22 protein-coding genes are annotated in these 24186 nt (G+C 63.6%); 15 read left to right on the top strand and 7 right to left on the bottom strand.

The genetic code is table 11. From position 1 onward, the window contains the following. Positions 1 to 25 precede the first annotated feature (25 nt). The 5 genes from RPG13_RS08995 to RPG13_RS08975 all read left to right on the top strand — a co-directional run bounded on the left by RPG13_RS08995 (position 26) and on the right by RPG13_RS08975 (position 7087). Positions 26 to 2827 carry a [protein-PII] uridylyltransferase gene (locus RPG13_RS08995; protein ID WP_127290060.1) on the top strand — a complete coding sequence of 934 codons (2802 nt, stop codon included), beginning with the start codon at positions 26 to 28 and terminating at the stop codon, positions 2825 to 2827. A gap of 46 nt (positions 2828 to 2873) precedes the next feature. Further along, the gene (gene murJ, locus RPG13_RS08990; RefSeq protein ID WP_127290058.1) at positions 2874 to 4478 is read left to right on the top strand and encodes a murein biosynthesis integral membrane protein MurJ; all 1605 of its coding nucleotides are present in this window, start codon (positions 2874 to 2876) and stop codon (positions 4476 to 4478) included. A gap of 117 nt (positions 4479 to 4595) precedes the next feature. Further along, the gene (gene trpS, locus RPG13_RS08985; protein ID WP_292227160.1) at positions 4596 to 5663 is read left to right on the top strand and encodes a tryptophan--tRNA ligase; all 1068 of its coding nucleotides are present in this window, start codon (positions 4596 to 4598) and stop codon (positions 5661 to 5663) included. A gap of 91 nt (positions 5664 to 5754) precedes the next feature. Next, positions 5755 to 6246, top strand: coding sequence for a universal stress protein (locus RPG13_RS08980; RefSeq protein ID WP_095483040.1), 492 nt, complete (start codon positions 5755 to 5757; stop codon positions 6244 to 6246). A gap of 271 nt (positions 6247 to 6517) precedes the next feature. Continuing rightward, positions 6518 to 7087 carry a NifU family protein gene (locus tag RPG13_RS08975; RefSeq protein WP_095483050.1) on the top strand — a complete coding sequence of 190 codons (570 nt, stop codon included), beginning with the start codon at positions 6518 to 6520 and terminating at the stop codon, positions 7085 to 7087. Between the two features lie 101 nt (positions 7088 to 7188). Here the strand turns inward: RPG13_RS08975 and RPG13_RS08970 are convergent, their stop codons facing one another. Further along, positions 7189 to 7806 carry a L,D-transpeptidase gene (locus tag RPG13_RS08970; protein WP_095483051.1) on the bottom strand — a complete coding sequence of 206 codons (618 nt, stop codon included), beginning with the start codon at positions 7804 to 7806 and terminating at the stop codon, positions 7189 to 7191. Positions 7807 to 8031: 225 nt separating this feature from the next. Between RPG13_RS08970 and cueR the strand changes: the two genes are divergently transcribed. Beyond that, positions 8032 to 8454, top strand: a complete 423-nt coding sequence (gene cueR / locus RPG13_RS08965) for a Cu(I)-responsive transcriptional regulator (RefSeq protein ID WP_127204054.1) — start codon at positions 8032 to 8034, stop codon at positions 8452 to 8454. A gap of 44 nt (positions 8455 to 8498) precedes the next feature. Here cueR and RPG13_RS08960 read toward each other — a convergent pair whose 3' ends face one another. Beyond that, positions 8499 to 8825: a GYD domain-containing protein gene (locus tag RPG13_RS08960; protein WP_095483041.1), complete on the bottom strand. Its 327-nt coding sequence runs from the start codon at positions 8823 to 8825 to the stop codon at positions 8499 to 8501. A 151-nt stretch (positions 8826 to 8976) separates the two neighbouring features. On the opposite strand from RPG13_RS08960, the gene RPG13_RS08955 reads away from it, so the two are divergent. Both RPG13_RS08955 and RPG13_RS08950 read left to right on the top strand, forming a co-directional pair. Continuing rightward, positions 8977 to 9276 carry a DUF1330 domain-containing protein gene (locus RPG13_RS08955; RefSeq protein ID WP_127204055.1) on the top strand — a complete coding sequence of 100 codons (300 nt, stop codon included), beginning with the start codon at positions 8977 to 8979 and terminating at the stop codon, positions 9274 to 9276. 77 nt (positions 9277 to 9353) lie between these two features. Then, a complete protein-coding gene (locus RPG13_RS08950; RefSeq protein WP_095484288.1) occupies positions 9354 to 9854 on the top strand; it encodes an MmcB family DNA repair protein in 501 nt (166 codons plus the stop codon). Positions 9855 to 10178: 324 nt separating this feature from the next. On the opposite strand, the gene nhaA is transcribed toward RPG13_RS08950, so the two are convergent. The 5 genes from nhaA to RPG13_RS08925 all read right to left on the bottom strand — a co-directional run bounded on the left by nhaA (position 10179) and on the right by RPG13_RS08925 (position 17069). Continuing rightward, positions 10179 to 11375, bottom strand: coding sequence for a Na+/H+ antiporter NhaA (gene nhaA, locus RPG13_RS08945; protein WP_127290052.1), 1197 nt, complete (start codon positions 11373 to 11375; stop codon positions 10179 to 10181). Positions 11376 to 11469: 94 nt separating this feature from the next. Further along, positions 11470 to 12033 carry an ActR/PrrA/RegA family redox response regulator transcription factor gene (locus tag RPG13_RS08940; RefSeq protein WP_082982096.1) on the bottom strand — a complete coding sequence of 188 codons (564 nt, stop codon included), beginning with the start codon at positions 12031 to 12033 and terminating at the stop codon, positions 11470 to 11472. A gap of 64 nt (positions 12034 to 12097) precedes the next feature. Next, positions 12098 to 13423 carry an ActS/PrrB/RegB family redox-sensitive histidine kinase gene (locus RPG13_RS08935; protein WP_185928210.1) on the bottom strand — a complete coding sequence of 442 codons (1326 nt, stop codon included), beginning with the start codon at positions 13421 to 13423 and terminating at the stop codon, positions 12098 to 12100. 84 nt (positions 13424 to 13507) lie between these two features. Beyond that, positions 13508 to 16087: an ATP-dependent helicase HrpB gene (hrpB, locus tag RPG13_RS08930; RefSeq protein WP_337124862.1), complete on the bottom strand. Its 2580-nt coding sequence runs from the start codon at positions 16085 to 16087 to the stop codon at positions 13508 to 13510. 91 nt (positions 16088 to 16178) lie between these two features. After that, on the bottom strand, positions 16179 to 17069 hold the full coding sequence (locus tag RPG13_RS08925) for a DMT family transporter (protein ID WP_127290046.1): 891 nt from the start codon (positions 17067 to 17069) through the stop codon (positions 16179 to 16181). Positions 17070 to 17095: 26 nt separating this feature from the next. On the opposite strand from RPG13_RS08925, the gene RPG13_RS08920 reads away from it, so the two are divergent. The 7 genes from RPG13_RS08920 (at position 17096) to RPG13_RS08890 (ending at position 24165) form a co-directional block, all read left to right on the top strand. Then, a complete protein-coding gene (locus RPG13_RS08920; protein ID WP_127290044.1) occupies positions 17096 to 17785 on the top strand; it encodes a PIG-L deacetylase family protein in 690 nt (229 codons plus the stop codon). Positions 17786 to 18029: 244 nt separating this feature from the next. Then, positions 18030 to 19361: an ABC transporter substrate-binding protein gene (locus RPG13_RS08915; protein ID WP_292646157.1), complete on the top strand. Its 1332-nt coding sequence runs from the start codon at positions 18030 to 18032 to the stop codon at positions 19359 to 19361. Between the two features lie 231 nt (positions 19362 to 19592). Next, on the top strand, positions 19593 to 20540 hold the full coding sequence (locus RPG13_RS08910) for a carbohydrate ABC transporter permease (protein ID WP_337127000.1): 948 nt from the start codon (positions 19593 to 19595) through the stop codon (positions 20538 to 20540). Then, positions 20537 to 21487 (top strand): carbohydrate ABC transporter permease, encoded by a 951-nt coding sequence (locus tag RPG13_RS08905; protein ID WP_095484294.1) that lies wholly within the window; start codon positions 20537 to 20539, stop codon positions 21485 to 21487. The genes RPG13_RS08910 and RPG13_RS08905 overlap by 4 nt, the downstream gene beginning before the upstream one ends. A gap of 346 nt (positions 21488 to 21833) precedes the next feature. Further along, entirely contained in the window at positions 21834 to 22037 is a 204-nt protein-coding gene (locus tag RPG13_RS08900) for a hypothetical protein (RefSeq protein ID WP_095484295.1), read from the top strand. A gap of 3 nt (positions 22038 to 22040) precedes the next feature. Then, complete coding sequence (locus tag RPG13_RS08895; protein ID WP_126103878.1) at positions 22041 to 23153, top strand: ABC transporter ATP-binding protein; 1113 nt, start codon at positions 22041 to 22043, stop codon at positions 23151 to 23153. Further along, positions 23146 to 24165 carry an ABC transporter ATP-binding protein gene (locus RPG13_RS08890; protein WP_337124861.1) on the top strand — a complete coding sequence of 340 codons (1020 nt, stop codon included), beginning with the start codon at positions 23146 to 23148 and terminating at the stop codon, positions 24163 to 24165. The genes RPG13_RS08895 and RPG13_RS08890 overlap by 8 nt, the downstream gene beginning before the upstream one ends. Positions 24166 to 24186: the final 21 nt, after the last annotated feature.

Here is a 24186-nt window from a genome sequence, read left to right as displayed (position 1 = left end):
GAAACGGCGAGGCCGATCTGCGCACATGGCAAGAATCTCTCTAAAGCTCGATGAACTGATCGACGGCGAAGCCTTGCGCCGCGAGATGACCGCGCTGACTGCGGCCACGGCAGGCGACGGCTCCGGCAAAACTGCGCGCGCCGGTGTTCTCCAGCTTCTCAAGGGCAGGCTGGCAGCCGGCCGCGCCGTCGCCGAACGCATGCTGATGGACGATGGCAGCGGCACCGCCTGCGCCGCCCGGCTGTCGCATCTCATGGACGAAATCATCCGCGCGCTCTACGATTTCGCCGCCACCCATGTCTATCGCGTCAAAAACCCGTCATCGGCCGAACGCATGGCCGTCGTCGCGGTCGGCGGCTATGGCCGCGGCACGCTGGCGCCGGGATCCGACATCGATCTCCTCTTCCTGCTGCCCTACAAGCAGACGCCATGGGGCGAGCAGATCGTCGAATACATGCTCTACATGCTATGGGATCTGGGGCTGAAGGTCGGCCACGCCACCCGCAACATCGACGAATGCCTGCGGCAGTCGCGCACCGACATCACCATCCGCACCTCGATCCTGGAAGCGCGTTTCCTGTGGGGCGAGCGGAAGCTCTATGACGAGCTCTTGCAGCGTTTCGACCGCGAGGTGGTGCGCACGACCGGACCCGAATATGTGCAGGCCAAGCTTGCCGAACGCGACGAACGCCACGCCAAGGCCGGCGAAAGCCGCTATTTGGTCGAACCCAACGTCAAGGACGGCAAGGGCGGCCTGCGCGACCTGCAGACGTTGTTCTGGATCGGCAAATACTTCTACCGGGTGCGCACCGGCGAGGAGTTGGTCGAAAAGGGCGTCTTCACCGACGGCGAATACAGGGAATTCCAGAAGGCCGAGGATTTCCTGTGGGCGGTGCGCTGCCACATGCATTTCCTCACCGGCAAGGCCGAGGAACGGCTGCATTTCGACATCCAGCGCGAGATCGCCGAACGGCTGGGCTACACCACACATCCGGGCCTCTCGGCGGTCGAGCGCTTCATGAAGCACTACTTCCTCGTCGCCAAGGATGTCGGAGATCTCACCCGCATCTTCTGCGCTGCGCTCGAGGAGGAGCAGGCCAAGCATGTGCCGGGCTTCAACCGCATCTTCCTCACCTTCTCGCGCCGCAAGCGCAAGCTTGCCGGCACGTCTGATTTCATTATCGACAACCATCGCATCAACATCGCCGACGACCAGGTGTTCGAGCGCGACCCGGTCAATCTCTTGAGGCTGTTCTGGTTCGCCGACAAGCATGGGCTTGAATTCCACCCCGATGCGCTGAAGCTTTTGACCCGTTCGCTCGGCCTCGTCGGCAAGGCACTCAGGCGCGACGAGGAAGCCAACCGGCTGTTCCTCGACATATTGACGTCGGACCGCAATGCCGAACTCAATCTCAGGCGCATGAACGAGGCGGGACTGCTGGGAAAGCTGATCCCGGATTTCGGCAAGATCGTCGCCATGATGCAGTTCTCGATGTACCACCATTACACTGTGGACGAGCATTTGATCCGCTGCATCGGCGTGCTGGCCGAGATCGAGCGCGGCGACGGCGAAAAAACCCATCCGCTTTCCCACAAGCTGATGCCGGGGCTGAAGAAAAGCCGCGAGGCGCTCTATGTCGCGGTGCTTTTGCACGACATTGCCAAGGGGCGGCCGGAGGACCATTCCGAGGCGGGCGCCCGGATCGCGCGGCGCATCTGCCCGCATATGGGGCTATCGGCGGCCGACACCGAAACGGTCGCGTGGCTGGTCGAGAACCATCTCGTCATGTCGATGACGGCGCAGACCCGCGATCTCAACGACCGCAAGACGATCGAGGATTTCGCCGCGATCGTGCAGTCGGTCGAACGGCTGAAGCTGCTGCTCGTCCTCACCATCTGCGACATCAGGGGCGTCGGGCCGGGCGTTTGGAACGGCTGGAAGGGGCAGTTGCTGCGCACGCTCTACTACGAGACCGAATTGCTGTTGACCGGCGGGTTTTCAGAAGTGTCGCGTGCGATGCGCACCGCGGCTGCCCGCGAAAAGCTGGCCGAGGCGCTCGCCGATTGGCCGGAAAAGGCCCGCAAGCGCTATGTCGGCAAGCACTACGAGAATTATCTGCTGACGGTCGATCTCGCCGACCAGCTTCGCCACGCCGAATTCATCCGCGAGGCGGATGCGGCGGGCAAGAAGCTCGCCACCATGATCAAGACCCACCAGTTCGAGGCGGTGACCGAAATCACCGTGCTGGCGCAGGACCATCCCCGCCTGCTTTCGGTCATTGCCGGCGCCTGTGTGGCGGCCGGCGGCAACATCGTCGATGCGCAGATCTTCACCACCTCCGATGGCCGTGCGCTGGACACGATCCTGATATCGAGGGAGTTCGACCGCGACGAAGACGAGCGCCGCCGCGCCGAACGCGTCGGCCGCCTGATCGAGGACGTGCTGTCGGGAAAGAGCTGGCTGCCGGAGATGATCGAAAAGCGGACCAAGCCGCGGCGCGGCGCCAAGGTGTTCCGCATCCAGCCGCGCGCCGAAATCCGCAACACGCTATCGAACCGGTTCTCGGTAATCGAGGTCGAGGGGCTGGATCGGCCGGGCCTGCTGTCCGAGATTACCGGGGCGTTGTCCGACCTGTCGCTTGACATCGCGTCGGCGCACATCACCACCTTCGGCGAAAAGGTCATCGACACCTTCTATGTCACAGACCTCACCGGCCAGAAGATCGACAGCCCGACCCGCACGACCGCCATTCACAACAGGCTGATCGCGGCCCTCGAAGGCACCGTGCCCGAGCGCGGCGGCAAGGCCAAGGCCGCCGCCGAGTGAACGCCGGCCTCGATTTTTCCCCATCACGCAGGCAATCTCCGCACAAATGAGCCTTGTCAAGAAATTCGCGACGGTCGCTTCCGGCACGCTGATGAGCCGCGCTCTCGGCTTCGCCCGCGAGATGCTGATGGCGGCCGCGCTCGGCACCGGACCGATCGCCGACGCCTTCAACGCCGCGTTCCAGTTCCCCAACACCTTTCGCCGGCTGTTTGCCGAAGGCGCCTTCAACGCTGCCTTCGTGCCGCTCTTCGCCAAGGAGATCGAGACCCACGGCACCGATGGCGCCAAGCGCTTCTCCGAAGAGGTGTTCGGCGTGCTGTTCACGGCGCTGCTGGCGCTGACCATCGCCATGGAACTGGCGATGCCGCTGATCGTGCGCTACCTGGTGGCGCCGGGCTTTGCCGACACGCCGGGAAAGTTCGAGATGACGGTCGGGCTTGCGACCATCATGTTTCCCTACCTGATCTGCATGTCGCTCGGCGCCATGATGGCCGGCATGCTGAATTCGCTGCGCCGCTATTTCGCCGCCGCGGTGGCGCCGGTGTTCCTCAATATCATCCTGATCGGCGTGCTTGCCTATGCCTGGCACAAGGGATCGGACGCGCGCACCGTCGGCTTCGCGCTGGCCTGGGGCGTGCTGGCGGCGGGACTGGTGCAGCTGGCGATCGTCTGGGTGGCGGTGCGCCATGCCGGCATCTCGATCGGTTTCCGCCGGCCAAGGATGACGCCCAATGTCAAGCGGCTGCTGATCCTGGCGCTGCCGGCGGCGATCACCGGCGGCATCACCCAGATCAACCAGCTGATCGGCACGGCGATCGCGTCGGCGCAGGACAGCGCGGTGTCGTCGCTCGCTTATGCCGATCGCATCTACCAACTGCCGCTCGGCGTCGTCGGCATCGCCGTCGCCATCGTGCTCCTGCCCGAACTGTCGCGGGCGCTGAAGTCAGGCAATCTGATCGAGGCGGCCAATCTGCAGAACCGGTCGGTGGAGTTCACCTTGTTTCTGACCTTGCCGGCGGCGGCGGCCCTGCTGGTCATGTCGGAGCCGATCGTTGGGCTGGTCTACGAACGCGGCGCCTTTGCCGCCAACAACTCGACGCCGATCGTGGCGTCGATCCTGGCGATCTTCGGCCTGGGCTTGCCAGCCTTCGTGCTGATCAAGGCGTTCACCCCAGGCTATTTCGCCCGCGAGGACACGCGCACGCCGATGATCTTCGCCGCCATCTCGGTGGCGGTGAACGTCACCACCGCACTGACGCTGTTTCCGTCGATGGGCGCGCCGGGCATTGCGGTCGCCTCGGCCGTCGCCGGCTGGGTCAATGCGCTGATGCTGCTCGGCGTGCTGATCCGGCGCGGCCATTGGGGCCGCGACGTGCCGCTCATGAGACGTATCCCACGGCTGGTGCTGTCGGCGGCGGTGATGGGGGCGGCGCTCTATTTTGCCGAGCACTGGTTTGCCGCCTGGCTTGCCTCGGGCTCGCCGCTGGTCATCAAGGCTACGACGCTTCTTGCGCTGGTAGCCGGCGGGGCGTTGCTTTATTTCGTCACCGCCTTCGCCACCGGCGGCGCCGACTTCGGCATGATCCGGCGCAATATCAGGCGAGGAGCGGCGAAGGCAACGCCTGTCCCAAAATCCGAACTGGACGAATAATCCGCAGACTCTGAGCGCGGCGCCGGTCTTGATCGGATCGCCGCCTTCGTCCATAAGCGCGCCGTCGAAAGACTTTCGCCGCGCGCGAAACGGCCCTCCACAAGCCATGAGGACATCATGACCGCCTTCAAACCGCTCGTCTTTTCCGGCGTCCAGCCGACCGGCAATCTGCACCTCGGCAACTATCTCGGCGCCATCAAGAAATTCGTCGCCCTGCAGGACACCTCCGATTGCATCTATTGCGTCGTCGACCTGCATTCGCTGACCGCGCAGCTCGTGCATGAGGACCTGGCGGATCAAACGCGTGCGATCACCGCGGCGTTTCTCGCCTCCGGCATCGACCCGAAAAAGCATATCGTCTTCAACCAGTCGCGGGTCATGCAGCACGCCGAGCTCGCCTGGATCTTCAACTGCGTGGCCCGCATCGGCTGGATGAACCGCATGACGCAGTTCAAGGACAAGGCCGGCAAGGACCGCGAGAACGCCTCGCTCGGGCTGCTTGCCTATCCGAGCCTGATGGCTGCCGACATCCTTGTCTACCGTGCCACCCATGTGCCGGTCGGCGATGACCAGAAGCAGCATCTGGAGCTGACACGCGACATCGCGCAAAAATTCAACAACGACTTTTCGGACCGCATCGCCGGCCTTGGCGTCGGCATAGAGATGAAGGTCGGCGAAGAGACGGTGAACGGCTATTTCCCGCTGACCGAGCCGATCATCGGCGGACCGGCGGCGCGCATCATGTCGCTGCGCGACGGCTCGAAGAAGATGTCGAAGTCGGACCCGTCGGACCTGTCGCGCATCAATCTGACCGACGATGCCGACACCATCTCGAAGAAAATCCGCAAGGCCAAGACCGACCCCGAGGCGTTGCCCGGGGAATTGGACGGCCTTGCCAGCCGGCCCGAAGCCGAAAACCTCGTCGGCATCTATGCGGGTCTCGCCGAGATATCGAAGGAGGCGGTGCTGAAAGAGTTCGGCGGCCAGCAGTTTTCGGTGTTCAAGCCGGCGTTGGCCGACCTTGCCGTGGAAAAGCTGGCGCCGGTCGCCGGTGAAATGCGCCGCATTTCCGATGACCGTGCCTATGTCGACGCAGTGCTCAGGGATGGCGGCGAGCGCGCGGGACTATTGGCCGAGGCGACGATGAAGACCGTGCGCGACATCATCGGCCTGCTGCAAAGCTGATCTGCGCCCAACATCGCTACATCCGCCGGTCGCTTGCGGCCGGGCTGTGGCGGTGGCAGATTGCGAACCGAAACCGTCGAACAGGGTGAATATGGTCTCCAAACGCCTCAGCCGCGAAGCCGGCCATCGCCGCAAGTTCCTGGCGATCATCGACGACACGCCTGAATGCGAGCGGGCCGTCGTCTACGCCTCGAAGCGCGCGCAGAGCACCAACGGCGTGCTGGTGCTGCTCTATGTGATCGAGCCGGACGATTTCCAGCATTGGCTGGGTGTCGAGAAGATCATGCGCGAGGAGGCTACAGCGACGGCTCGCGCGGCCCTCGACAGCTATGCCAACAAGGTGCGCCAGAAGCTCGGCATCGAGCCGGAACTGGTGGTGCGCGAAGGCAAGCCGACGGAAGAGATCCACAAATTGATCGAAGAAGACCAGGATATCGCCATCCTCGTGCTGGCGGCCGGCGCCGGCAAGGAGGGGCCGGGGCCGCTGGTCGGCGCGGTCGCCGGCAAGGGCGCCGCCTTCCCCATCCCGGTGACGGTGGTGCCGCAGAACCTGTCTGACGAAGAAATCGACAGCCTGGCCTGAGGTGTGCTGATATTCAGGTGAGGTCGGCCTGCAAACGGCGGCTTCCTGCGCTTCCGGTGCTCACGTACCAAAAGTACGCTCCGCTCCGGTTCTCGGAAACCATCATTTTCGGCTCGCCCTGGCTCAACACACCTCAAACCATGTTGCAGAAGACCGCAAAAACATTCTCCCAGCCAGCCGTTCTAGCGATGGCTTTCGCTTGAATGTCCCGCCGAGAAGGCCTATTTAGAATTATTCCAAACTGTCTGCCCGAATGGGCACGGAGACGTCCATGTTCATCCAGACCGAATCGACGCCAAATCCGGCGACATTGAAATTCCTGCCCGGCAAGGAAGTGCTCGTCGAAGGCACCGCCGATTTCCGTGATGCCGACAGCGCCGCCTCAGCTTCGCCGCTGGCCGGCCGGCTGTTCGAGATCCCGGGCGTCACCGGCGTCTTTTTCGGCTATGACTTCGTCACCGTGACCAAGGACGGTCCCGACTGGCAGCATCTGAAGCCGGCGATCCTCGGCGCCATCATGGAACACTTTATGTCCGGCGCGCCTGTCATGGCCAAGGCCGGTCCCGCTGCAGAGACCAGCCAGACCGGCGAATTCTACGACAAGGCCGACGAGGAGCTGGTCATCACCATCAAGGAACTGCTCGACACGCGGGTGCGCCCGGCCGTCGCCCAGGACGGTGGCGACATCACCTTCCGCGGCTTCGAGAACGGCACCGTATTCCTGCACATGAAAGGCGCCTGCGCCGGCTGCCCGTCATCGACGGCGACGCTGAAGCATGGCATCCAGAACCTGCTCCGGCATTTTGTGCCCGAGGTTCAGCAGGTCGAGCAGGTCTCTTAAGGACTCCATTCGCCTTCTCGCGACAACAAAAAACCGGGCCGAATTGCCCGGTTTTCTGTTTTGGGACGTCAGTTGTTGCCTAGACGGTCCGCGTATGAGTTCTAAAGAACGATAACCTTGGCGCCGACGGAGGTGCGGTCGTAAAGGTCGATGATGTCCTGGTTCATCAGGCGGATGCAGCCCGACGACATCGCTTTGCCGATCGAGTTCCATTCCGGGCTGCCATGCAGGCGGTAGCCCGAATCGCCGCCTCTGTTGAACAGATACAGCGCGCGCGCGCCGAGTGGGTTCGTCAATCCCGGCTCCATGCCGCCGGCAAACTTGGCGAGCTCCGGCTGGCGCTTGATCATCGCCGAAGGCGGCGTCCAGGTCGGCCATTCGCGCTTCACCGCGATGCGGGCGGTGCCGCGCCATTCAAATCCCTCGCGGCCGACGCCGATGCCGTAACGCATCGCCTCGCCGCCGCCCATGACGTAATAGAGAAACTTGTTCTGCGTATCGACGACGATAGTGCCCGGCTTTTCATCGGTGTCGTAGCTCACCACCTGCCGACGGTACTTGAACGGCACCTTTTCGATCGGAATGCGCGGCAGTTGATAGCCCGCATCGGTCATCGGGCCATAGTTGCTGGTGAATATCTGCGAGCCGATGGTGCTGCAACCAGCAATAGCCGTCGACAGCGCAAGTGCGGCGACGATTGCGAATGACTTCATGCGCATGAAAAGGTCCGATGCCCCGCCCGAAATAGAGCGGCTCGAGACGGCCGCTTTGTCACCATCATTCATGCTGGCATTTGCTTTGCTTGCCAAGCGCGCGATGCCTATATGCAGGGGCTTACGCGCCGGTAAGTGCGTAACTGTGGCTTTTCGGCAACGGCCTTCGCTAGATTGTGAAGGAAATTCAATGGGGCGGCTCGCCGGACCGCCGAAGGTCGAGGAACTGTCATGAATGTCGGAGATGCCGCCCGCCGTTCCGGCCTGCCGGCCAAGACCATCCGCTACTATGAGGAGATCGGCCTGATCCGTCCTGCGCGCGCCGGCAACGGCTACCGCGACTATTGCGGCGACGACATCCACCGGCTGACTTTTCTGCGCCGCTCGCGCAATCTCGGCTTTTCCATCGACGACTGCCGCCAATTGATGGCGCTCTACCAGGACCGCAGCCGCGCCAGCCATGATGTGCGCGAGATCGCCGCCGCGCATGTGACGGCGATCGAGGAGAAGGTGCGCGAGCTGCAGTCGATGCGTTCGACCTTGCAGAAGCTGATCCATGCCTGCCACGGCGACGACCGGCCGCACTGCCGTATCCTGGATGATATTGCCGGGGCTGCGCTGGCTGGAGATAAAATCGCTTCCGCGGCGGCATGAGCGACCAGCCTCCGGCACTCCGCGAGGCCGCAAACGGACGGCCCTTACGACCCCGGCGGGCGATACCGGATCGACTTTGCCTTCCCAAGCGCTTGCATCGTCTCTTCGACGCTTAGGAGGACGGTGGTCTCATGCGAGCTGAGCGCCCCGCCCGCACCGATAGCCAGCATGACAGATGCCATCGAGACATTGTCTGGCGCCTCCCACAGATTCCAACCATCGTGCTCTCCGAAGGCGTACCAGAACCCGTGCAGCTTTCCGCCCACCGATTCTATGTAGGAACGGGCCGCCTCGCGGCGATCCTCGGGGTTTTCGATCAAGCGCGCCCAGGTTTCGGGCGTATAGCTGAATTTCGTAAGATACATCGGCATGGTTCGTCTCCTCCCAGAGCTGCGCCAACGAACCCAGTTAAGCGCCCCAATCGGAGAGAAGGCGAGTCGTTTCCGAGGCGTAGTACCGCTGGCTTAGTTGCGGGGCCGCTAATGGAGGTGCTTCACTGGCTCTCTTCAGGGAGTAAGGCCAATGGCAGCCTATCTTATTGCTGATGTAGACATAACCGATGCCGCCGTTTTCGAGGAATACCGCCGGGATGTACCAGCAACCGAAGCGCGCTATGGAGGAAGATACATCGCTCGCGGCGGAGCCACCAAAGTGCTGGAAGGCGATTGGGAACCTCATCGCCTGGTCATTGTCGAGTTCCCGGACATGGCTTCGCTCATGGCATGGTACGACTCTCCAGAATACGGTCGGCTCAAAGCTATCCGCGAACGCTGCGCAAGGACGAGGATCATTGCGCTGGAGGGCATGATGCCGGTCAGTTAAAGGCCCGGGCTGCCAACCGGATAATCGCCTGAAGAAAGCGGGTTCAAACCGTGAACAGAATCTGGCATGGTGCTGCCATGCCAATCATCTCGCCTGTCCCTCTCAACCCGCTCATCGATGGCCGCCAGTCCGAGCGTGCCATGCTGGTGCGGCGCGGCGTGCAGCGGCTGCTTAAGGAAATGGGCGCGCATGTGCTGCCCGAACTGTCGCTGGCGACCGGGCGCCGCGCCGACCTTGTCGCGCTGACCCGCCAGGGCGACATCTGGATCATCGAGATCAAATCCTCGATCGAAGATTTCAGGGTCGACCGCAAATGGCCGGACTACCGGCTGCACTCCGACCGCTTCTTCTTCGCCACCCATCCCGGCGTGCCCTCGGAAATATTTCCGCAGGAATGCGGTTTTATCCTGTCCGACGGCTACGGCGCCGAAATCCTGCGCGACGCGCCGGAGCACCGCATGGCGGCGGCGACGCGCAAGGCGCTGATGCTGAGGATCGCACGGGCCGGAGCATCGCGGCTGCTCGCGGCGGAACTCGCCGGCGTCTCGGTGCCGGCGCTGGAGGGCGAGAGCGAGTAGAGAACGTTCGAGCTATCTGGATACAGTGCTTTGTGCTGCCTACCCGACTGCCAGCGTTCGTGGTTGGCGAAAGCCTAAGCGGCATCCGATCTCCCCCCTTGCGGGGGAGATGTCCGGCAGGACAGAGGGGGGTGGGAAGGATTGCCAACTTTCAGCTTAACACACCCCCAATCGGGAAACAGTCTTAGGGGTTTTGTTGCGATAGGTTTGGCAGGTCGGAGCGACAGCACCCCCTCTGCCCTGCCGGGCATCTCCCCCGCAAGGGGCGAGATCGGCAGCTTCGCCCGATGGCGAAATGATGATCAATCTCGACCTAGCCAGTTTCTATTCTTCTTCCTCGTCCGCCCCGTTCGCAGCCGGCGCGACCAGCAGCACGGCGGCGCCGAGGATCGCGGCGATGAAGGATCCGGCCAGGATGCCGACCTTGACCGCGTCCTGCAGCTCGACGTTGTTGGCGAAAGCGAGCAGGCCGATGAACAGGCTCATGGTGAAGCCGATGCCGCAGAGCAGCGAAATGCCAACCATGTGCAGCCAGCCGGCATTGACAGGCAGGTCGGCGAAGCCGAGCCGGATGGCAAGCGCGGAAGAGCCGAACACGCCGACCAGCTTGCCGGCGACGAGGCCGGCGGCAACGCCCAGCGTAAGCGGCTCGACCAGAGCGGCTGCGCTCAGGCCGGCCAACGAGACGCCGGCATTGGCAAAGCCGAAGATCGGGATGACGAACAACGGCACGATGTTATGCAGGCCGTGTTCGAGCCGATGCAGCGGCGAATGGTCGAGATCATGGCTGATGCCCGGAGTGACCTTCAGGGGTATGCTCAGGGCCAGCGCCACGCCGGCGAGCGTGGCATGCACGCCTGACTTCAGCACCAGCACCCACAGAACGGCTCCAAGCACGAGATAGGGCAGCAGCGTCAGCACGCCCATGCGGTTGAGCGCGATGAGCAGAGCGATGACCGCGAAGGCGGCGCCGAGATAGGCGAGCGACAGGCCGCTCGTGTAGAACACGGCGATGATGACGACCGCGCCGAGGTCGTCGATGATGGCAAGCGCGGTGAGGAATACCTTCAGCGACCCCGGCACGCGGTTGCCGAGCAGCGACAGCACGCCGAGCGCAAACGCGATGTCGGTAGCGGTCGGGATCGCCCAGCCGGACAGAGCGGCTGGGTTGTCGCGGTTGATGGCGACATAGACAAGTGCCGGCACCAGCATGCCGCCGGCGGCGGCGACGCCGGGCAGGACGCGCCGCGGCCAAGTCGAGAGCTGTCCGTCCAGCATCTCGCGCTTGATCTCCAGGCCGACCAGCAGGAAAAAGACGGCCATCAGGCCGTCATTGATCCAGTGCGATACGCTGAGCGGTCCCAGATAGGCGTGAAGGGCATCGAAGTAGGTTTCGGCCAGCGGCGAATTGGCGACGATCAGCGCCAGTGCTGCGGCAGCCATCAGGATGATGCCGCCGGCCGCCTCGCTGTCGAGGAATTCGCGAAAGATGGAGATCGGCCGCTGCTTCTGGTCCTGCATGTCGTCTCTCATGTTCCCGGTCGGACGGAATCACTTCGCAGGATGATGCTCAAGCCCCGGCAATGAGGCAAGCAGCCTGTCAGTCAGCCGTTAGTCAGCGCGGGGCGCGCTTGGCGAGTATCCGCTGCAGCGTGCGGCGGTGCATATTGAGCCGGCGCGCGGTCTCGGAGACGTTTCGGTCGCACATTTCGTAGACGCGCTGGATGTGCTCCCAGCGCACGCGGTCGGCCGACATCGGGTTTTCAGGCGGTGCGGCGCGTTCGCCAGCGGTGCGGGTAAGGGCGGCGAAAATGTCGTCGGCATCGGCCGGCTTCGACAGATAATCAATGGCTCCCAGCTTCACCGCCGTCACCGCGGTGGCGATGTTGCCGTAGCCGGTGAGGATGATGGCGCGGGCGTCGTCGCGCTTCTCGCGGATGGCGGCGACGACATCGAGGCCATTGCCGTCGGCGAGCCGCATGTCGACCACGGCATAGGCGGGCGGGTTGGCGCGCGCCTTGGCCACCGCCTCCTCGACGCTCTCGGCCGTCTCGACCACGAAACCCCTGGTTTCCATGGCGCGGGCAAGCCGTGTGAGGAATGGCTTATCGTCGTCGACGATCAACAGCGAGGTGTCCTCGCCTTCAACCATTGCGCCAATCGTTTCGTCGCCGTTCATCGTCTTCTAAATTCCTGCTGCCTGATTTTTACGCAAATATAGTTTTGGAGCGCTGTTGTCCAATTCAAGCCGTGTCAAACATGGTGGCCGAAGCCGATTCAGGATTGAGGAAGACGCTGCGTGGCCACGATATCTGCACGATGGCGCCCTCGCCCGGCTCGTTTGAATTGCGGAAATCAAGCGTGGCGCCCGAGCGCTCCAGCAAGGTCTTGGCGATGAAAAGCCCTAGGCCCAGGCCGCCGCCGGCCTCGGTGCCCTGGCGTGTCGACATATAGGGCTCGCCGATGCGGTCGATGATTTCGGGAGGGAAACCCGGCCCGTCGTCGGTGATCGAGAAGGTAACGGCGGCCTCGTTCCAGCTCCAGCGCACGGTGACGGCCTTGCGGGCAAAATCGACGGCGTTCTCGACCAGATTGCCGAGGCCGTAGATGACGCCGGGATTGCGCCGCCCTACCGGTTCGGGGCCGATGCGCTCGCCGGGACGAAGCTTGATCGAGATGCCGAAATCACGGTGCGGCGCCGTCATCTCCTCGACCAGCGAGGTCAGCGGCAGGCGGGAGAGATGCGCCTCGCCCTCAGACGAGAGGCTGGTGAGGCGTTTGAGGATTTCGCGGCAACGCTCGCTCTGCGAGCGCAGCAGCGTCACGTCCTCGCCGTATTTCGGATCGTTGCGGAGCGCCTTCTCCATCTCCTTGGCAACAAGAGTGATGGTGGCAAGCGGCGTGCCCAGCTCATGCGCAGCGGCGGCGGCAAGGCCGTCCAGCGCCGACAGGTGCTGCTCGCGCTGCAGCACCAGCTCGGTGGCGGCAAGCGCGTTGGCGAGCAAGCGTGCTTCCTCGGCCACGCGGAAGGCGTAGATCGCGGTGAAGGCGATCGAGGAAAACACCGCCATCCACATGCCTGCGACATAGATGAACGGCATCTCGAGCGGCGCGCCCTCATACCAGGGCAGCGGCAGATGGAAGAAGACCAGCAGGGTCGCCGCCACCATCACCAGCGCGCCGAGGATGGCCGTCAGGCGCAGCGGCAGCGACGTCGCCGAGATGACCACCGGCACGGTCACCAGCACCGAAAACGGATTGGTGAGGCCGCCGGTCATGTAGAGCAGGCCGGCAAGCTGCAGGCTGTCGATGGTCAGGATGGCAAAGGCCGGCAGCGGCGTCAGCCGATGCGCTGCCGGATAGCGGAAGGTCAGCAACAGGTTCATCCAGGCAGAGCAGGCGATCAGCGCGAAGCAGAGGCTGACAGGCAGCGGGAACTTCAGCCCGTAGGCGACGACGAGCACCGTCAGGCTCTGGCCGACGATGGCGAGCCAGCGCAGCCTGATCAGCGTGTTGAGACGCAGCCGCTGGCTTTGCTGGAAGTCGGGCGCCTGCAGGATGTTTATCATGACCAAGGATTATAGCCGGGAAAGGAGAAGCGGTAGATGTTTCTGTCTTCTTGTTGACCATGATCGGATCATGGTCGAGCTGCATCAGCTGCCACGCGGTTTGGCGCGGCTGGTGGCGGTGGCGAGAAGCGGGTTCTCCGGCCAGACGTGCCGGGGATAGCGGCCACGCATGTCGGCCCGCACATCGGCCCAGGAACCGCGCCAGAAGCTGGGCAGGTCACGCGTCGTCTGGATAGGCCGGTGCGCCGGCGATAAGAGCTCGAGTGTCAGCGGCACGGTGCCATTGGCAATCGAAGGGTGCCGGTCGAGCCCGAACAGCTCCTGCACGCGGATCGCCAGCACGGGCCATTCGCCGTCATAACGGATCGGCACGCGGCTGCCCGACGGCGCGTCGAAATGGGTCGGCGCCAGCGCCTCGATCCTGCGCTGGAGATCGTGCGGCACCAATGCCATGAGGCCGGCCGAAAGCACGCCCGGATCGATCGCGGCGAAGGACGCAGCGCCGGAGAGATACGGCAGCAGCCAATCGTCGAGACATTCGAGAAGCGCCGCGTCGGAAACGTCGGGCCAGGGCGCGCCGACGCCGCGATACAGCCAGCCGAGCCGTTGGCGCAGCGTTTCCGCCTCCTTGCCCCACGGCAAAAGCGACAGCCCGTGTTCGCGCAAGGCGTCAAGGATCGCGTGATCCGCCTCAGTGCCGGCCGGCGCCGGCAGCATGCGTTCGGACAGCGTGATGGCACCGAGGCGAACGGTTTCGCGCACGCGCACCGCGCGCCTGTCGCGGTCGAAGCTCGTTTCCCCGCGGGTCTCGATCTTGTCGGCAAGCGAAGCGCGAATGTCGGTCTCATCTATCGCCGCTGCTGCCGTGATGCGGGCATTCTGCGCCTTGCCCTGCAGGTCGGCGACGACGAGCCAGGTTTCGCCCGCCAGGGGATCAGCGGTGTCGAGCATGGCGCCCGAACCGTTGGCCAGCACGAAACGGCCGCGCTCGCCGCGCGCCCTGGCGACACGGTCCGGCCAGGCACGGATGAGGAGGGCGCCGGCCTCACCCTCCCCCTTGAGGGGAGGGTCGATCCGCGAAGCGGAGCGGGGTGGGGTCGGTTCGGGCACGCTGTCGGCGACCCCACCCCGGCTCTCTCGCTTCGCTACGCTCAGCTCGGTCGCCGACCCTCCCCTCGAGGGGGAGGGTTGAGCCTGCCTCGCCAGCCGCTCGGCAAGCTGCCGCGCCGATGTGGCGCGCGGCGATCTTTCGGATCGGAACCGCATCAGCCGGCGTTCGAGGTCGGCGCCGTCGCCGCCAAGGCCGCGCTCGGTGAGCAGCACAGCCAGCATGGCCGCCTCGAACGCCTGGCCGGTCTTCGCCGCCTCGGCGACCATGTGAGCGAGCCGCACCGGCAGCGCCAACCTGCGCATCGCAGCACCCGCTTCCGTCAGGCGCCCTGCCTCGTCAATGGCATCGAGCGCACGAAGCAGCGACCTTGCCTCGTTGAGCGCCGGGGCCGGCGGCGGATCGAGGAACGAAAGGCTCGTTGGATCGGCGACACCGAAGGCGGCGCAATCGAGCAGAAGTCCGGAAAGATCGGCCTCGATGATCTCCGGCGGGGTGAACGCGGGAAGTGCCGCCGTCTGCTCGGCTCGCCACAGCCGGATGGCGACGCCCGGTTGCGTGCGTCCGGCGCGGCCGGCGCGCTGGTCGGCGGAGGCTCTGCTGACACGCACCGTCTCCAGCCGCGTCAGGCCGCTGGCCGGCTCGTAGCGCGGTAGCCGCGACAGACCGGAATCGATGACGACGCGCACACCGTCGATGGTGATCGAGGTTTCGGCGATCGACGTTGCCAGCACCACCTTGCGGCGGCCGGATGGCGCCGGCTTGATGGCCGCGTCCTGCGCCTTGCCGTCGAGCATGCCGTAGAGTGGCACGATGTCGGTGTCGGCGCTGACGCGGCCCTGCAGCCGCTCGGCGGTGCGCTCGATCTCGCGCTGGCCGGGCAGGAAGGCGAGCACGCTGCCGCTCTCCTCGGCAAGGGCCGCGCGGATGGCCTTGGCCATGGCGTCCTCGATGGCGATGCCGGCCGGCCGTTCGTCGTAACGGATATCAACGGAAAAGGCGCGGCCTTCGCTCTCGATCACCGGGGCGCCGGAAAGCAAGCGAGCGACACGCGCGCCGTCGAGCGTTGCCGACATCACCAGCAATCGCAGATCGGGCCTCAGCGCACCTTGCACATCGAGCGCCAGCGCCAGACCGAAATCGCCGTCGAGCGAGCGCTCGTGGAATTCGTCGAAGAATACCGCCGAGACACCGGGCAGTTCCGGATCGTCGAGGATCATGCGGGACAGCACGCCTTCGGTCACGACAAGAATTCTCGTCCTTGCCGAGGTCCGGTTCTCCATGCGCATGGCATAGCCGACCGTCTCGCCGGGCTCCTCGCCGAGCAGTTCGGCCATGCGGCGGGCAGCGGCGCGGGCAGCGAGCCGGCGCGGCTCGAGCAGAATGATCTTGCCCGTGCCGAGCCATGCTGCATCGAGCAGCGCCAGCGGCACCAGCGTCGTCTTGCCGGCGCCGGGCGGCGCCACCAGCACGGCGCTGTTGCCATGGCCAAGCGCCTCGCTGAGCGCCGGCAGCACGGCGGAGACCGGGAGTTCCGGCAAGGGCTTTCTGGTCATCGTCCCACGGACGTACTCATCCAATCGCGGCGGATCCGCAGCGCCCGCATATCAGCGGTGACGGTCGCCGCGCAACCGAGAGCGGGCCAACTCAAAGCCGGGTCCGCGAAAATGGGTTCCAGCGCACCGTGCCCAACCTCGCCTCCTCGCGCACCATCGTCAAAAGGCCGGAGCCACCGACGATGGCGAGACCGACAAGCGACAGAAAATCGGGATATTCCTGGAAGAACAGCGCGCCCAGGATCACCGCCCAGACGATCTGCGAATAATGCGTCGGCGCGATCCGGTTGGCTGGCGCGTATTTCACGGCCATAAGCTGAAGCAATTGTCCGCAAGACGTGAACGCACCCGACAGCACCAGCCAGGTCAGCTGCCTTGCGTCCGGAAGCGTGAATGACGTGGCCGCGGCACCGATGCCGTTGAAGAACAGGCCGTAGCCAATCAGCACGCCGAGCATCGTCGTGCGCTTTTCCCCAGCCGCGAGCGAGCGCATCAGGATGATGCTGGCGGCGGCAAGGAAAGCAACGCCGAACGCAGCGAGGTGACCGAGATGCATCTCGCGAAAGCCCGGCCGCACGACCAGCATGACGCCGGCAAAGCCGGCGACCACCGCCAGCCATCGCCAAGGGCCGACCTTCTCCTTGAGGATGAGGGTGGAAAGGATGGTGACGCAGAGCGGCGCCAGGAAAATCAGCGCATAGGCTTCCGCCAGCGGGATGGTGGTGAAGGCATAGACGCTGAGCACGCCGGACGCGATGCCGGCCCAGGCGCGGGCCTGAACCGCCCAAGGCCGCTTCGTGCGCCAGAAATCGCGCCAGCGTTCGCCGTTCGGCCGGGTGAAGAGAAGAAAGAAGCCGGCAAACAATGTCGAGAAGAACCCGATCTCGAACACCGTGAACTGCCCACCCAGGCTTTTGACAACGGCATCGTTGAATGAATAGCTTGCATAGGCGATCAGGGCGAGCAGAATTCCGTTCGTCACGTGTTTCCAGTTCCAGGGAGAGCAGGGTGAAGATACTGGCGCTCGGTGCGCATCCGGACGACATCGAGATTTTCATGTTCGGTACGATGGCAGCCTATGCCGCGCAAGGCGCAGAACTGGTTTTTGCGATAGCCACGGACGGCGCCAGGGGTGGGAGGGGCGATCCGGGACCGCTCGCCCGCGCCCGCCGCGAGGAAGCGGCTGTGGCGGCGGACCTGCTTGGCGCAACACCGCACTTCCTCGATTTTCCGGACGGCGCGCTGGTTGCCGACGCCGCGCTGATCGCGGCACTGAAGACGCTGATCGGCGACATGAAGCCGGACCTGGCGATCACCCATGCGCCGAACGACTATCATGGCGACCACCGTGCGCTGTCGGACAGCGTGCGGATCGCGGCGTCTTTCGCAGTGCCGGTGCTGCATGCCGATACGCTCGGCGGCACCGGTTTTTCGCCGACGCATTATGTCGATATATCAGGGCATTTCGATCTCAAGACGATGGCGATCCGGGCGCATCAGTCGCAGGATCCCGAACGTTTCGTCGACGCGGCGCGCACGCAGAACGCCTTTCGCGCCGGCCAGTGCAATGGCGCAGCCGGTTCCTTCGCCGAGGCCTTCCGCTTCGAGCCGGTCTTCCCCTTCGCCGACATACGCGCCCTGCTGCCGCCGGCCCCGGCGCTGCGGCCGGTGACAGTGAGCACCAGAACGGTCAAATGAGCCGGTGCCCGGCGCGCCAAACAACCCGACAGAAGCCGCCTTTCCCGAACCAGCGCCCGGAGCCGACGCGTCATGCTGCGGTGCAGCGACGAATTCGCTTGCCTTGTTTAGTAAAAATTGCATCACTAAACAAATTACTAAACATCTGGTGCGCAACCGCGCCGTCATGTTTAGACCCCTGAGGAGGGGGGTTGAGGTTTTTTGAAACCGTCATCCGGGCGCGTTTCGCAAATGGGAGGAAGGCATGAAATCGACCTTGAAACTGACGTTGGGACTGACCTCGGCGATGTTTGCGTCGACAGCCGTTTCGAACGTCGCGCATGCGGAAGATCTGACGCTTTGCTGGGCAGCCTGGGACCCGGCGAACGCTCTTGTGGAACTGTCCAAGGATTTCACCAAGGAATCCGGCATCGGCATGAAATTCGAATTCGTGCCGTGGACCAACTATGCCGACCGCTTCCTCAACGAATTGAATTCCAAGGGCAAGCTGTGCGACCTGATCATCGGCGATAGCCAGTGGATCGGCGGCTCCGCCGAGAATGGCCATTACGTCAAGCTGAACGACTTCTTCGACAAGGAGAAGATCAGCATGGACGACTTCGTGCCGGCGACCGTCGTCGGCTATTCGGAATGGCCGAAGAACACGCCGAACTACTGGGCGCTGCCTGCCATGGGTGACGTCGTCGGCTGGACCTATCGCAAGGACTGGTTCTCCAAGCCGGAACTGCAGAAGGAATTCAAGGAGAAATACGGCTGGGATCTCGCCGCGCCGACGACGTTCGACCAGTTGAAGCAGATCGCCGAGTTCTTCCAGAAGCGCGAGATCGACGGCAAGACCGTGTATGGCGCATCGATCTATACCGAGCGCGGCTCCGAAGGCATCACCATGGGCGCCATGGACGTGCTCTACAGCTTCGGCTTCAAATACGAGAACCCCGACAAGCCCTACGAGATGGACGGCTTCGTCAACTCCGAGAAATCGGTGAAGGGTCTGGAGTTCTACAAGGCGCTCTATGACTGCTGCACGCCTCCCGGGGCCTCGAACAGCTACATGGGCGAAGGCGTCGATGCCTTCAAATCCGGCCAGGTGGCGATGCACATGAACTTCGCCTTTACCTGGCCGGGCCTGCAGAAGGACGAGAATGTCGGCGGCGACAAGATCGGCTATTTCGCCAATCCCAAGGGTCCCGACGGCGAGCAGTTCGCCCAACTCGGCGGCCAGGGCATCTCGGTGGTTTCCTATTCCGACAAGCAGGAAGCCGCGCTCAAATACATCAAATGGTTCGCCAACAAGGACGTGCAGGCCAAATGGTGGTCGCTCGGCGGCTATTCCTGCCTCAATGCGGTCGTCAAAGACCCGAGCTTCCCGGCCAGCCAGCCTTATGCGCAGACCTTCCTCGACTCGATGGCCATCGTGAAGGACTTCTGGGCTGAGCCGAGCTATGCGCCGCTGCTGCAGGCGTCGCAGAAGCGCTTCCACGACTATGTCGTGGCCGGCCAGGGTTCGGCGAAGGACGCGCTCGACGGCCTGGTCAAGGACTGGACCGAGGTCTTCCAGGACGACGGCAAGATGTAATCGGCGAGAGACCGGCTCCTCCCGAGCCACGACCCCAGGGCCGGATGATTTCGGGTCGGAGACCCGAAATCATCCGGCCCCGGACCAAGAGCGAGTGAGCATGATGTCGTCCGAAAACCGCTTAACACTTTTCGGCATCATGCTCTGGTCCCGTGCCGCCCTTGGCACGGGACACAGTTCAGATAAATTCCAATGTCGAGACGACTTAAAGTGACCGAAGCGGGACTGACCATGCTCAATCGGACTGCGGACAGCGTTGCCCGGGCCACGCCTGAGCCGTTGGCCCGCAAGGTCCGGGGCATCAGCGACAAGGGCCTCGCCTGGCTGTTCATCTCGCCGACGATCCTGTTGCTGCTCGCCATCAACATCTTTCCGCTGTTCTGGGCGATCTATCTTTCCTTCACCAATTACCGCGCCAATCGCCCCAACGAGGTGGTGAAAAACGTCGGCCTTGCCAACTACAAGCGCATCCTCGGCGACCAGGATATCTGGATCGCCATGCAGACGACGGCGCATTTCGTGTTCTGGACCATCCTGCTGCAGACGCTGATCGGGTTCACGCTGGCCTGGCTGATCGACCGGAAGTTTCGCGGCCACGCCTTCTGGACGACCATCATTCTGGTGCCGATGATGCTGTCGCCCGCAGTGGTCGGCAATTTCTGGCGCTTCCTCTACGAGCCGCAGATCGGCCTGTTCGCCTATGCCATCTCGTTCGTGTCAGGCATTCCGGCAACGGAGATCGGCATGCTCTCCAACGTCTCGCTGGCACCGTGGTCGATCGTCATCGTCGACACCTGGATGTGGACGCCGTACGTGATGCTGATCTGTCTCGCCGGGCTGCGCTCGATCCCCGAATATATCTATGAGGCGGCCGAGGTCGACCGTGCCTCCAACTGGCGGCAGTTCTGGTCGATCACGCTGCCGATGGCGCTGCCCTTCATCATGCTGGCGGTGCTGTTCCGCGGCATCGAGAACTTCAAGATGTTCGACATGGTCAACCTGCTCACCGGCGGCGGACCCGGCTCGACCACCGAAGTCGCCTCGATCACGCTGAAGCGGCAGGCCTTCGAAAGCTGGCGGACGGGCTATTCCTCGGCCTTCGCCATCATCCTGTTCGTCGCGGTGTTCGGGCTGGCCAATATCTACGTCAAGGCGCTCAACAAGGTGAAGCAGAGATGAGCCTGACGTCAGCCCATTCGGTCGTCGCACCCTCGGCCACGTCGAAGCGCGTCGCTGGCACGATCATCGTGCTTTACGCGCTGATCTCGATCGTGCCGCTGCTGTGGATCTTCGCCACCAGCTTCAAGACGCCGCCGGATTCGATTGCGTATCCGCCGAAGATCCTGTTCCAGCCTAGCCTCGAAGGCTACTGCAATCTGTTCACGACGCGCACAAGGCAGACGCCGGAATACATCAACTCGCTTGGACCGGCGACCGGCTTCTGCGACGAGACCACGCGCAAGCGCAACATGGTGATCGCCGGCCCGTCCAACTTCATGCCGCGCTTCGTCAATTCGCTGATCATCGCCTTCGGCTCGACTTTTTGCGCGGTGTTCCTCGGCACGTTGTCGGCCTATGGCTTCTCGCGCTTCAAGGTGCCGCTGGCCGACGACCTTCTCTTCTTCATCCTGTCGACGCGGATGATGCCGCCGATCGCGGTCGCCATTCCCATATATCTGATGTATCGCGAGCTTGGCCTGTCGGACACCGCGCTCGGCATGATCCTGCTCTATACGGCGGTCAATGTGTCGCTTGCCGTGTGGCTGCTGAAAGGCTTCATCGACGAGATTCCGCGCGAGTACGAAGAAGCGGCGATGATCGACGGTTATACGCGGCTGCAGGCCTTCTGGCGCACCGTGCTGCCGCAGGCGACCACCGGTATTGCCGCGACCGCCATCTTCTGCCTGATCTTTGCCTGGAACGAATATGCGTTCGCCGCTCTGCTGACTTCGGGCACGGCGCAGACCGCGCCGCCCTTCATCCCGACCATCATTGGCGAAGGCGGCCAGGACTGGCCGGCGGTCGCTGCAGGCACGACGATCTTCCTGGTGCCGATCCTGGTGTTCACCATCCTGCTTCGCAAGCAATTGCTGCGTGGCATCACCTTCGGCGCGGTGCGCAAATGATTGATGTGGGAATAAGAAACCGACGGTGCCACCGTTTCCCTTCTCCTCGTCCACGGCTACGGGATCGACACATTTGCGAACGCTTACCGTTTAGCGATAGCGTGTATGACAAGCAGGCACATACATCTTCTCCCGCCGCGCCAGGTCGACCCCCACTCCGTCGAGCTTCGCTCGACACCTCTCCCCCGATCGACGGGGTAGAGGAAGGGTGCGAACTTAATTCAGCCAGACTCCCTTCCTCTCCCTCCGGAGGGGGGAGAGGTGGCGCTGCGAAGCAGCGGCGGAGTGGGGGAACCACCTGGCAACCGCCTCGCCCCGTGAACGGGAAGAAGGAAGGGAGTGGAGCATGACGCGTCCTGTTGCTCCCATAAGACCATCATGGCCGCGCGCGCTCCGCCGCGGGCTGATGGAAAACATCGCCACCGCGATCATCGCCATCGGCTTCCTGATGCTGTTTCAGCCCTTCGCGCTGTCGCTCTACACGTACTCCTTCGTCACCATGCTGGCCGGCACGGCGATGTTCATCATCGTCTCGAAGTTTCCGGAGTAGACGATGGCTGAAATCCGCGTTGAGCATCTGAGGAAGGCATTCGGCGATTTCGTCGCCGTGCAGGATTCCAACTTCGTCGTCGGGAATGGCGAGTTCTTCGTCATGCTGGGGCCGTCGGGTTGCGGCAAGACGACGACGTTGCGCATGATTGCCGGGCTCGAACTGCCGACCGGCGGCAAGATCCTGCTCGGCGGCGAGGACGTCACCATGCGACGTGCCCGCGAGCGCGACATCGCCTTCGTCTTTCAGCTGTTCGCGCTCTATCCGCACATGAATGTGCGTAAGAACATCGGCTTCCCGTTGCTGGCGCAAGGCATGCCCGGCATCGAAATCCGCCAGCGCGTCGAAGAGACGGCGAAGCTGTTGCGCATCGACCATCTGCTCAACAAATCGGTCTCCGGCCTTGCCGGCGGTGATCGCCAGCGCGTCGCGCTCGGCCGCGCCATCGTGCGGCGGCCAAAATGCTTCCTGATGGACGAGCCGCTCGGCACGCTCGACACCGAATTCCGCGATCTCATGGTCCATGAGCTGCGCGAACTGCACAACCGCATCCGCGCTACCACGGTCTACGTCACGCATGACCAGATGGAAGCGATGTCGATGGCCGACAAGATCGCGGTTATGAACCACGGCGTCATCGAGCAGTTCGGCACCCCGCGCGAAATCTACGACCGGCCGGCTACCATGTTCGTCGCCGATTTCATCGGCTCGCCGCCGATGAATTTTCTCGGCTTCGGCGGCGGGCTTTCAAAGGGTGCCAGGGAGATAGTGGTGCAAGGTGCCAAGGTGGCGGTGCCGGAGGTGCGCGAGGACATCGCGCCGGCCGACATGGCGCTCGGCATCCGACCGGAACACATCCGCTTCGACGACGCGTCGAAGCTGCGTGGCGCCATCTATGGCACCGAATATCTCGGCACCACGCAGATCGTTGCGGTGGAGACATCCGGCGGCATCATCAAGGCGCGGGTGCCGGCCGAAATCCGGCTCAATGCGGGCGACCATGTCGGCCTGGCGCTGAGCAGCGCACGGCTGTCGCTGTTCGAGAGGGGCTCCGGCCGCGCGGTGCGAACCGCAATCCATGACGGGGCTTCCCAGGGAAGAGCGCATCATGGCTGACGTGCAGATCAAAGGCGTGACCAAGAGCTTCGGCGAACATGTCGCCGTTGACACTCTCGATCTGCATGTCGCTGATGGCGAATTCGTCGTGCTGCTCGGCCCGACCGGGGCCGGTAAGACGACGACGCTCCGGCTTATTGCCGGATTGGAACGGCCGGATACTGGCTCAATCCATATCGGCGGACGCGACGCAACAGCACTCTCGCCGGCCGAGCGCGATACCGCCTTCGTCTTCCAGCAATATTCGCTTTATCCGCATCTGTCGGTCTACGACAATCTGGCCTTTCCGCTGCGCTCGCCTGCGCGGCGGCTGGGCGAGGACGCGGTGCGCCGCCGCGTCGAAGAGGTGGCCAAGATGGTGCGTATCCACCACAAGCTGAACAACCGCTGCACCAAGCTTTCCGGTGGCGAGATGCAGCGCGTCGCCATCGGGCGCGCCCTGGTGCGCAAGCCCTCGATCTATCTGATGGACGAGCCGCTGTCGTCGCTCGATGCCAAGCTGCGCGCCGACCTCCGGCTCGAGCTGAAGCGCATCCAGGCCGAGCTCGGCGCCACCATGCTTTATGTCACGCATGACCAGATCGAGGCGATGACGATGGCCGATCGCATCGGCATTCTCGCCGATGGCGTGCTGGTGCAGATCGGCACGCCGCGGACGATCTATTCCGAGCCGGCAAACCTTCATGTCGCCGCAAGGCTCGGCCAGCCGGCAATCAATCTGTTGCCGACCGGCCTGCTGCCGGATGGCGACATGCCGGCGGGAACCAAAACGATCGGCGCGCGTACAGAACATCTGTCGATCGGCAAGGCATCGAATGGCCCCGCCGACGGCGTTGTTAACTGGGTCGAGCATTTGGGCGACCAGAACCACCTGCATGTGACGGTGGGAAGCAGAAAGCTGGTGACGCTGACCGACCCCGACATCCAACTGGAAAAGGGCGACAGGGTGATTATCCGCTACCGCGCGCCGCTGTTCTTCGACCAGGCCGGCAACAGGATTGCAAACCGATGAGCGCTGAGACGCTGGACAAGA

Source organism: Mesorhizobium sp. ISC15, from assembly GCF_037162615.1.
GTDB classification, from domain to species: domain Bacteria; phylum Pseudomonadota; class Alphaproteobacteria; order Rhizobiales; family Rhizobiaceae; genus Mesorhizobium; species Mesorhizobium mediterraneum.
The sequence above is the reverse complement of the archived record's forward strand: the minus strand, read 5'-3'. Positions and strand labels throughout refer to the sequence as shown.

What these genes read in the sequence shown, in the direction of transcription:
- RPG13_RS08895 (WP_126103878.1), top strand. Translation starts at nt 22,041, where the DNA reads ATGGCTGAAATCCGCGTTGAGCATCTGAGGAAGGCATTCGGCGATTTC.
- nhaA (WP_127290052.1), bottom strand. Translation starts at nt 11,375, where the DNA reads ATGCAGGACCAGAAGCAGCGGCCGATCTCCATCTTTCGCGAATTCCTC.
- hrpB (WP_337124862.1), bottom strand. Translation starts at nt 16,087, where the DNA reads ATGACCAGAAAGCCCTTGCCGGAACTCCCGGTCTCCGCCGTGCTGCCG.
- RPG13_RS08905 (WP_095484294.1), top strand. Translation starts at nt 20,537, where the DNA reads ATGAGCCTGACGTCAGCCCATTCGGTCGTCGCACCCTCGGCCACGTCG.
- RPG13_RS08970 (WP_095483051.1), bottom strand. Translation starts at nt 7,806, where the DNA reads ATGCGCATGAAGTCATTCGCAATCGTCGCCGCACTTGCGCTGTCGACG.
- RPG13_RS08890 (WP_337124861.1), top strand. Translation starts at nt 23,146, where the DNA reads ATGGCTGACGTGCAGATCAAAGGCGTGACCAAGAGCTTCGGCGAACAT.
- cueR (WP_127204054.1), top strand. Translation starts at nt 8,032, where the DNA reads ATGAATGTCGGAGATGCCGCCCGCCGTTCCGGCCTGCCGGCCAAGACC.
- trpS (WP_292227160.1), top strand. Translation starts at nt 4,596, where the DNA reads ATGACCGCCTTCAAACCGCTCGTCTTTTCCGGCGTCCAGCCGACCGGC.
- murJ (WP_127290058.1), top strand. Translation starts at nt 2,874, where the DNA reads ATGAGCCTTGTCAAGAAATTCGCGACGGTCGCTTCCGGCACGCTGATG.
- RPG13_RS08975 (WP_095483050.1), top strand. Translation starts at nt 6,518, where the DNA reads ATGTTCATCCAGACCGAATCGACGCCAAATCCGGCGACATTGAAATTC.
- RPG13_RS08950 (WP_095484288.1), top strand. Translation starts at nt 9,354, where the DNA reads ATGCCAATCATCTCGCCTGTCCCTCTCAACCCGCTCATCGATGGCCGC.
- RPG13_RS08935 (WP_185928210.1), bottom strand. Translation starts at nt 13,423, where the DNA reads ATGATAAACATCCTGCAGGCGCCCGACTTCCAGCAAAGCCAGCGGCTG.
- RPG13_RS08980 (WP_095483040.1), top strand. Translation starts at nt 5,755, where the DNA reads ATGGTCTCCAAACGCCTCAGCCGCGAAGCCGGCCATCGCCGCAAGTTC.
- RPG13_RS08900 (WP_095484295.1), top strand. Translation starts at nt 21,834, where the DNA reads ATGACGCGTCCTGTTGCTCCCATAAGACCATCATGGCCGCGCGCGCTC.
- RPG13_RS08995 (WP_127290060.1), top strand. Translation starts at nt 26, where the DNA reads ATGGCAAGAATCTCTCTAAAGCTCGATGAACTGATCGACGGCGAAGCC.
- RPG13_RS08955 (WP_127204055.1), top strand. Translation starts at nt 8,977, where the DNA reads ATGGCAGCCTATCTTATTGCTGATGTAGACATAACCGATGCCGCCGTT.
- RPG13_RS08910 (WP_337127000.1), top strand. Translation starts at nt 19,593, where the DNA reads ATGCTCAATCGGACTGCGGACAGCGTTGCCCGGGCCACGCCTGAGCCG.
- RPG13_RS08940 (WP_082982096.1), bottom strand. Translation starts at nt 12,033, where the DNA reads ATGAACGGCGACGAAACGATTGGCGCAATGGTTGAAGGCGAGGACACC.
- RPG13_RS08915 (WP_292646157.1), top strand. Translation starts at nt 18,030, where the DNA reads ATGAAATCGACCTTGAAACTGACGTTGGGACTGACCTCGGCGATGTTT.
- RPG13_RS08960 (WP_095483041.1), bottom strand. Translation starts at nt 8,825, where the DNA reads ATGCCGATGTATCTTACGAAATTCAGCTATACGCCCGAAACCTGGGCG.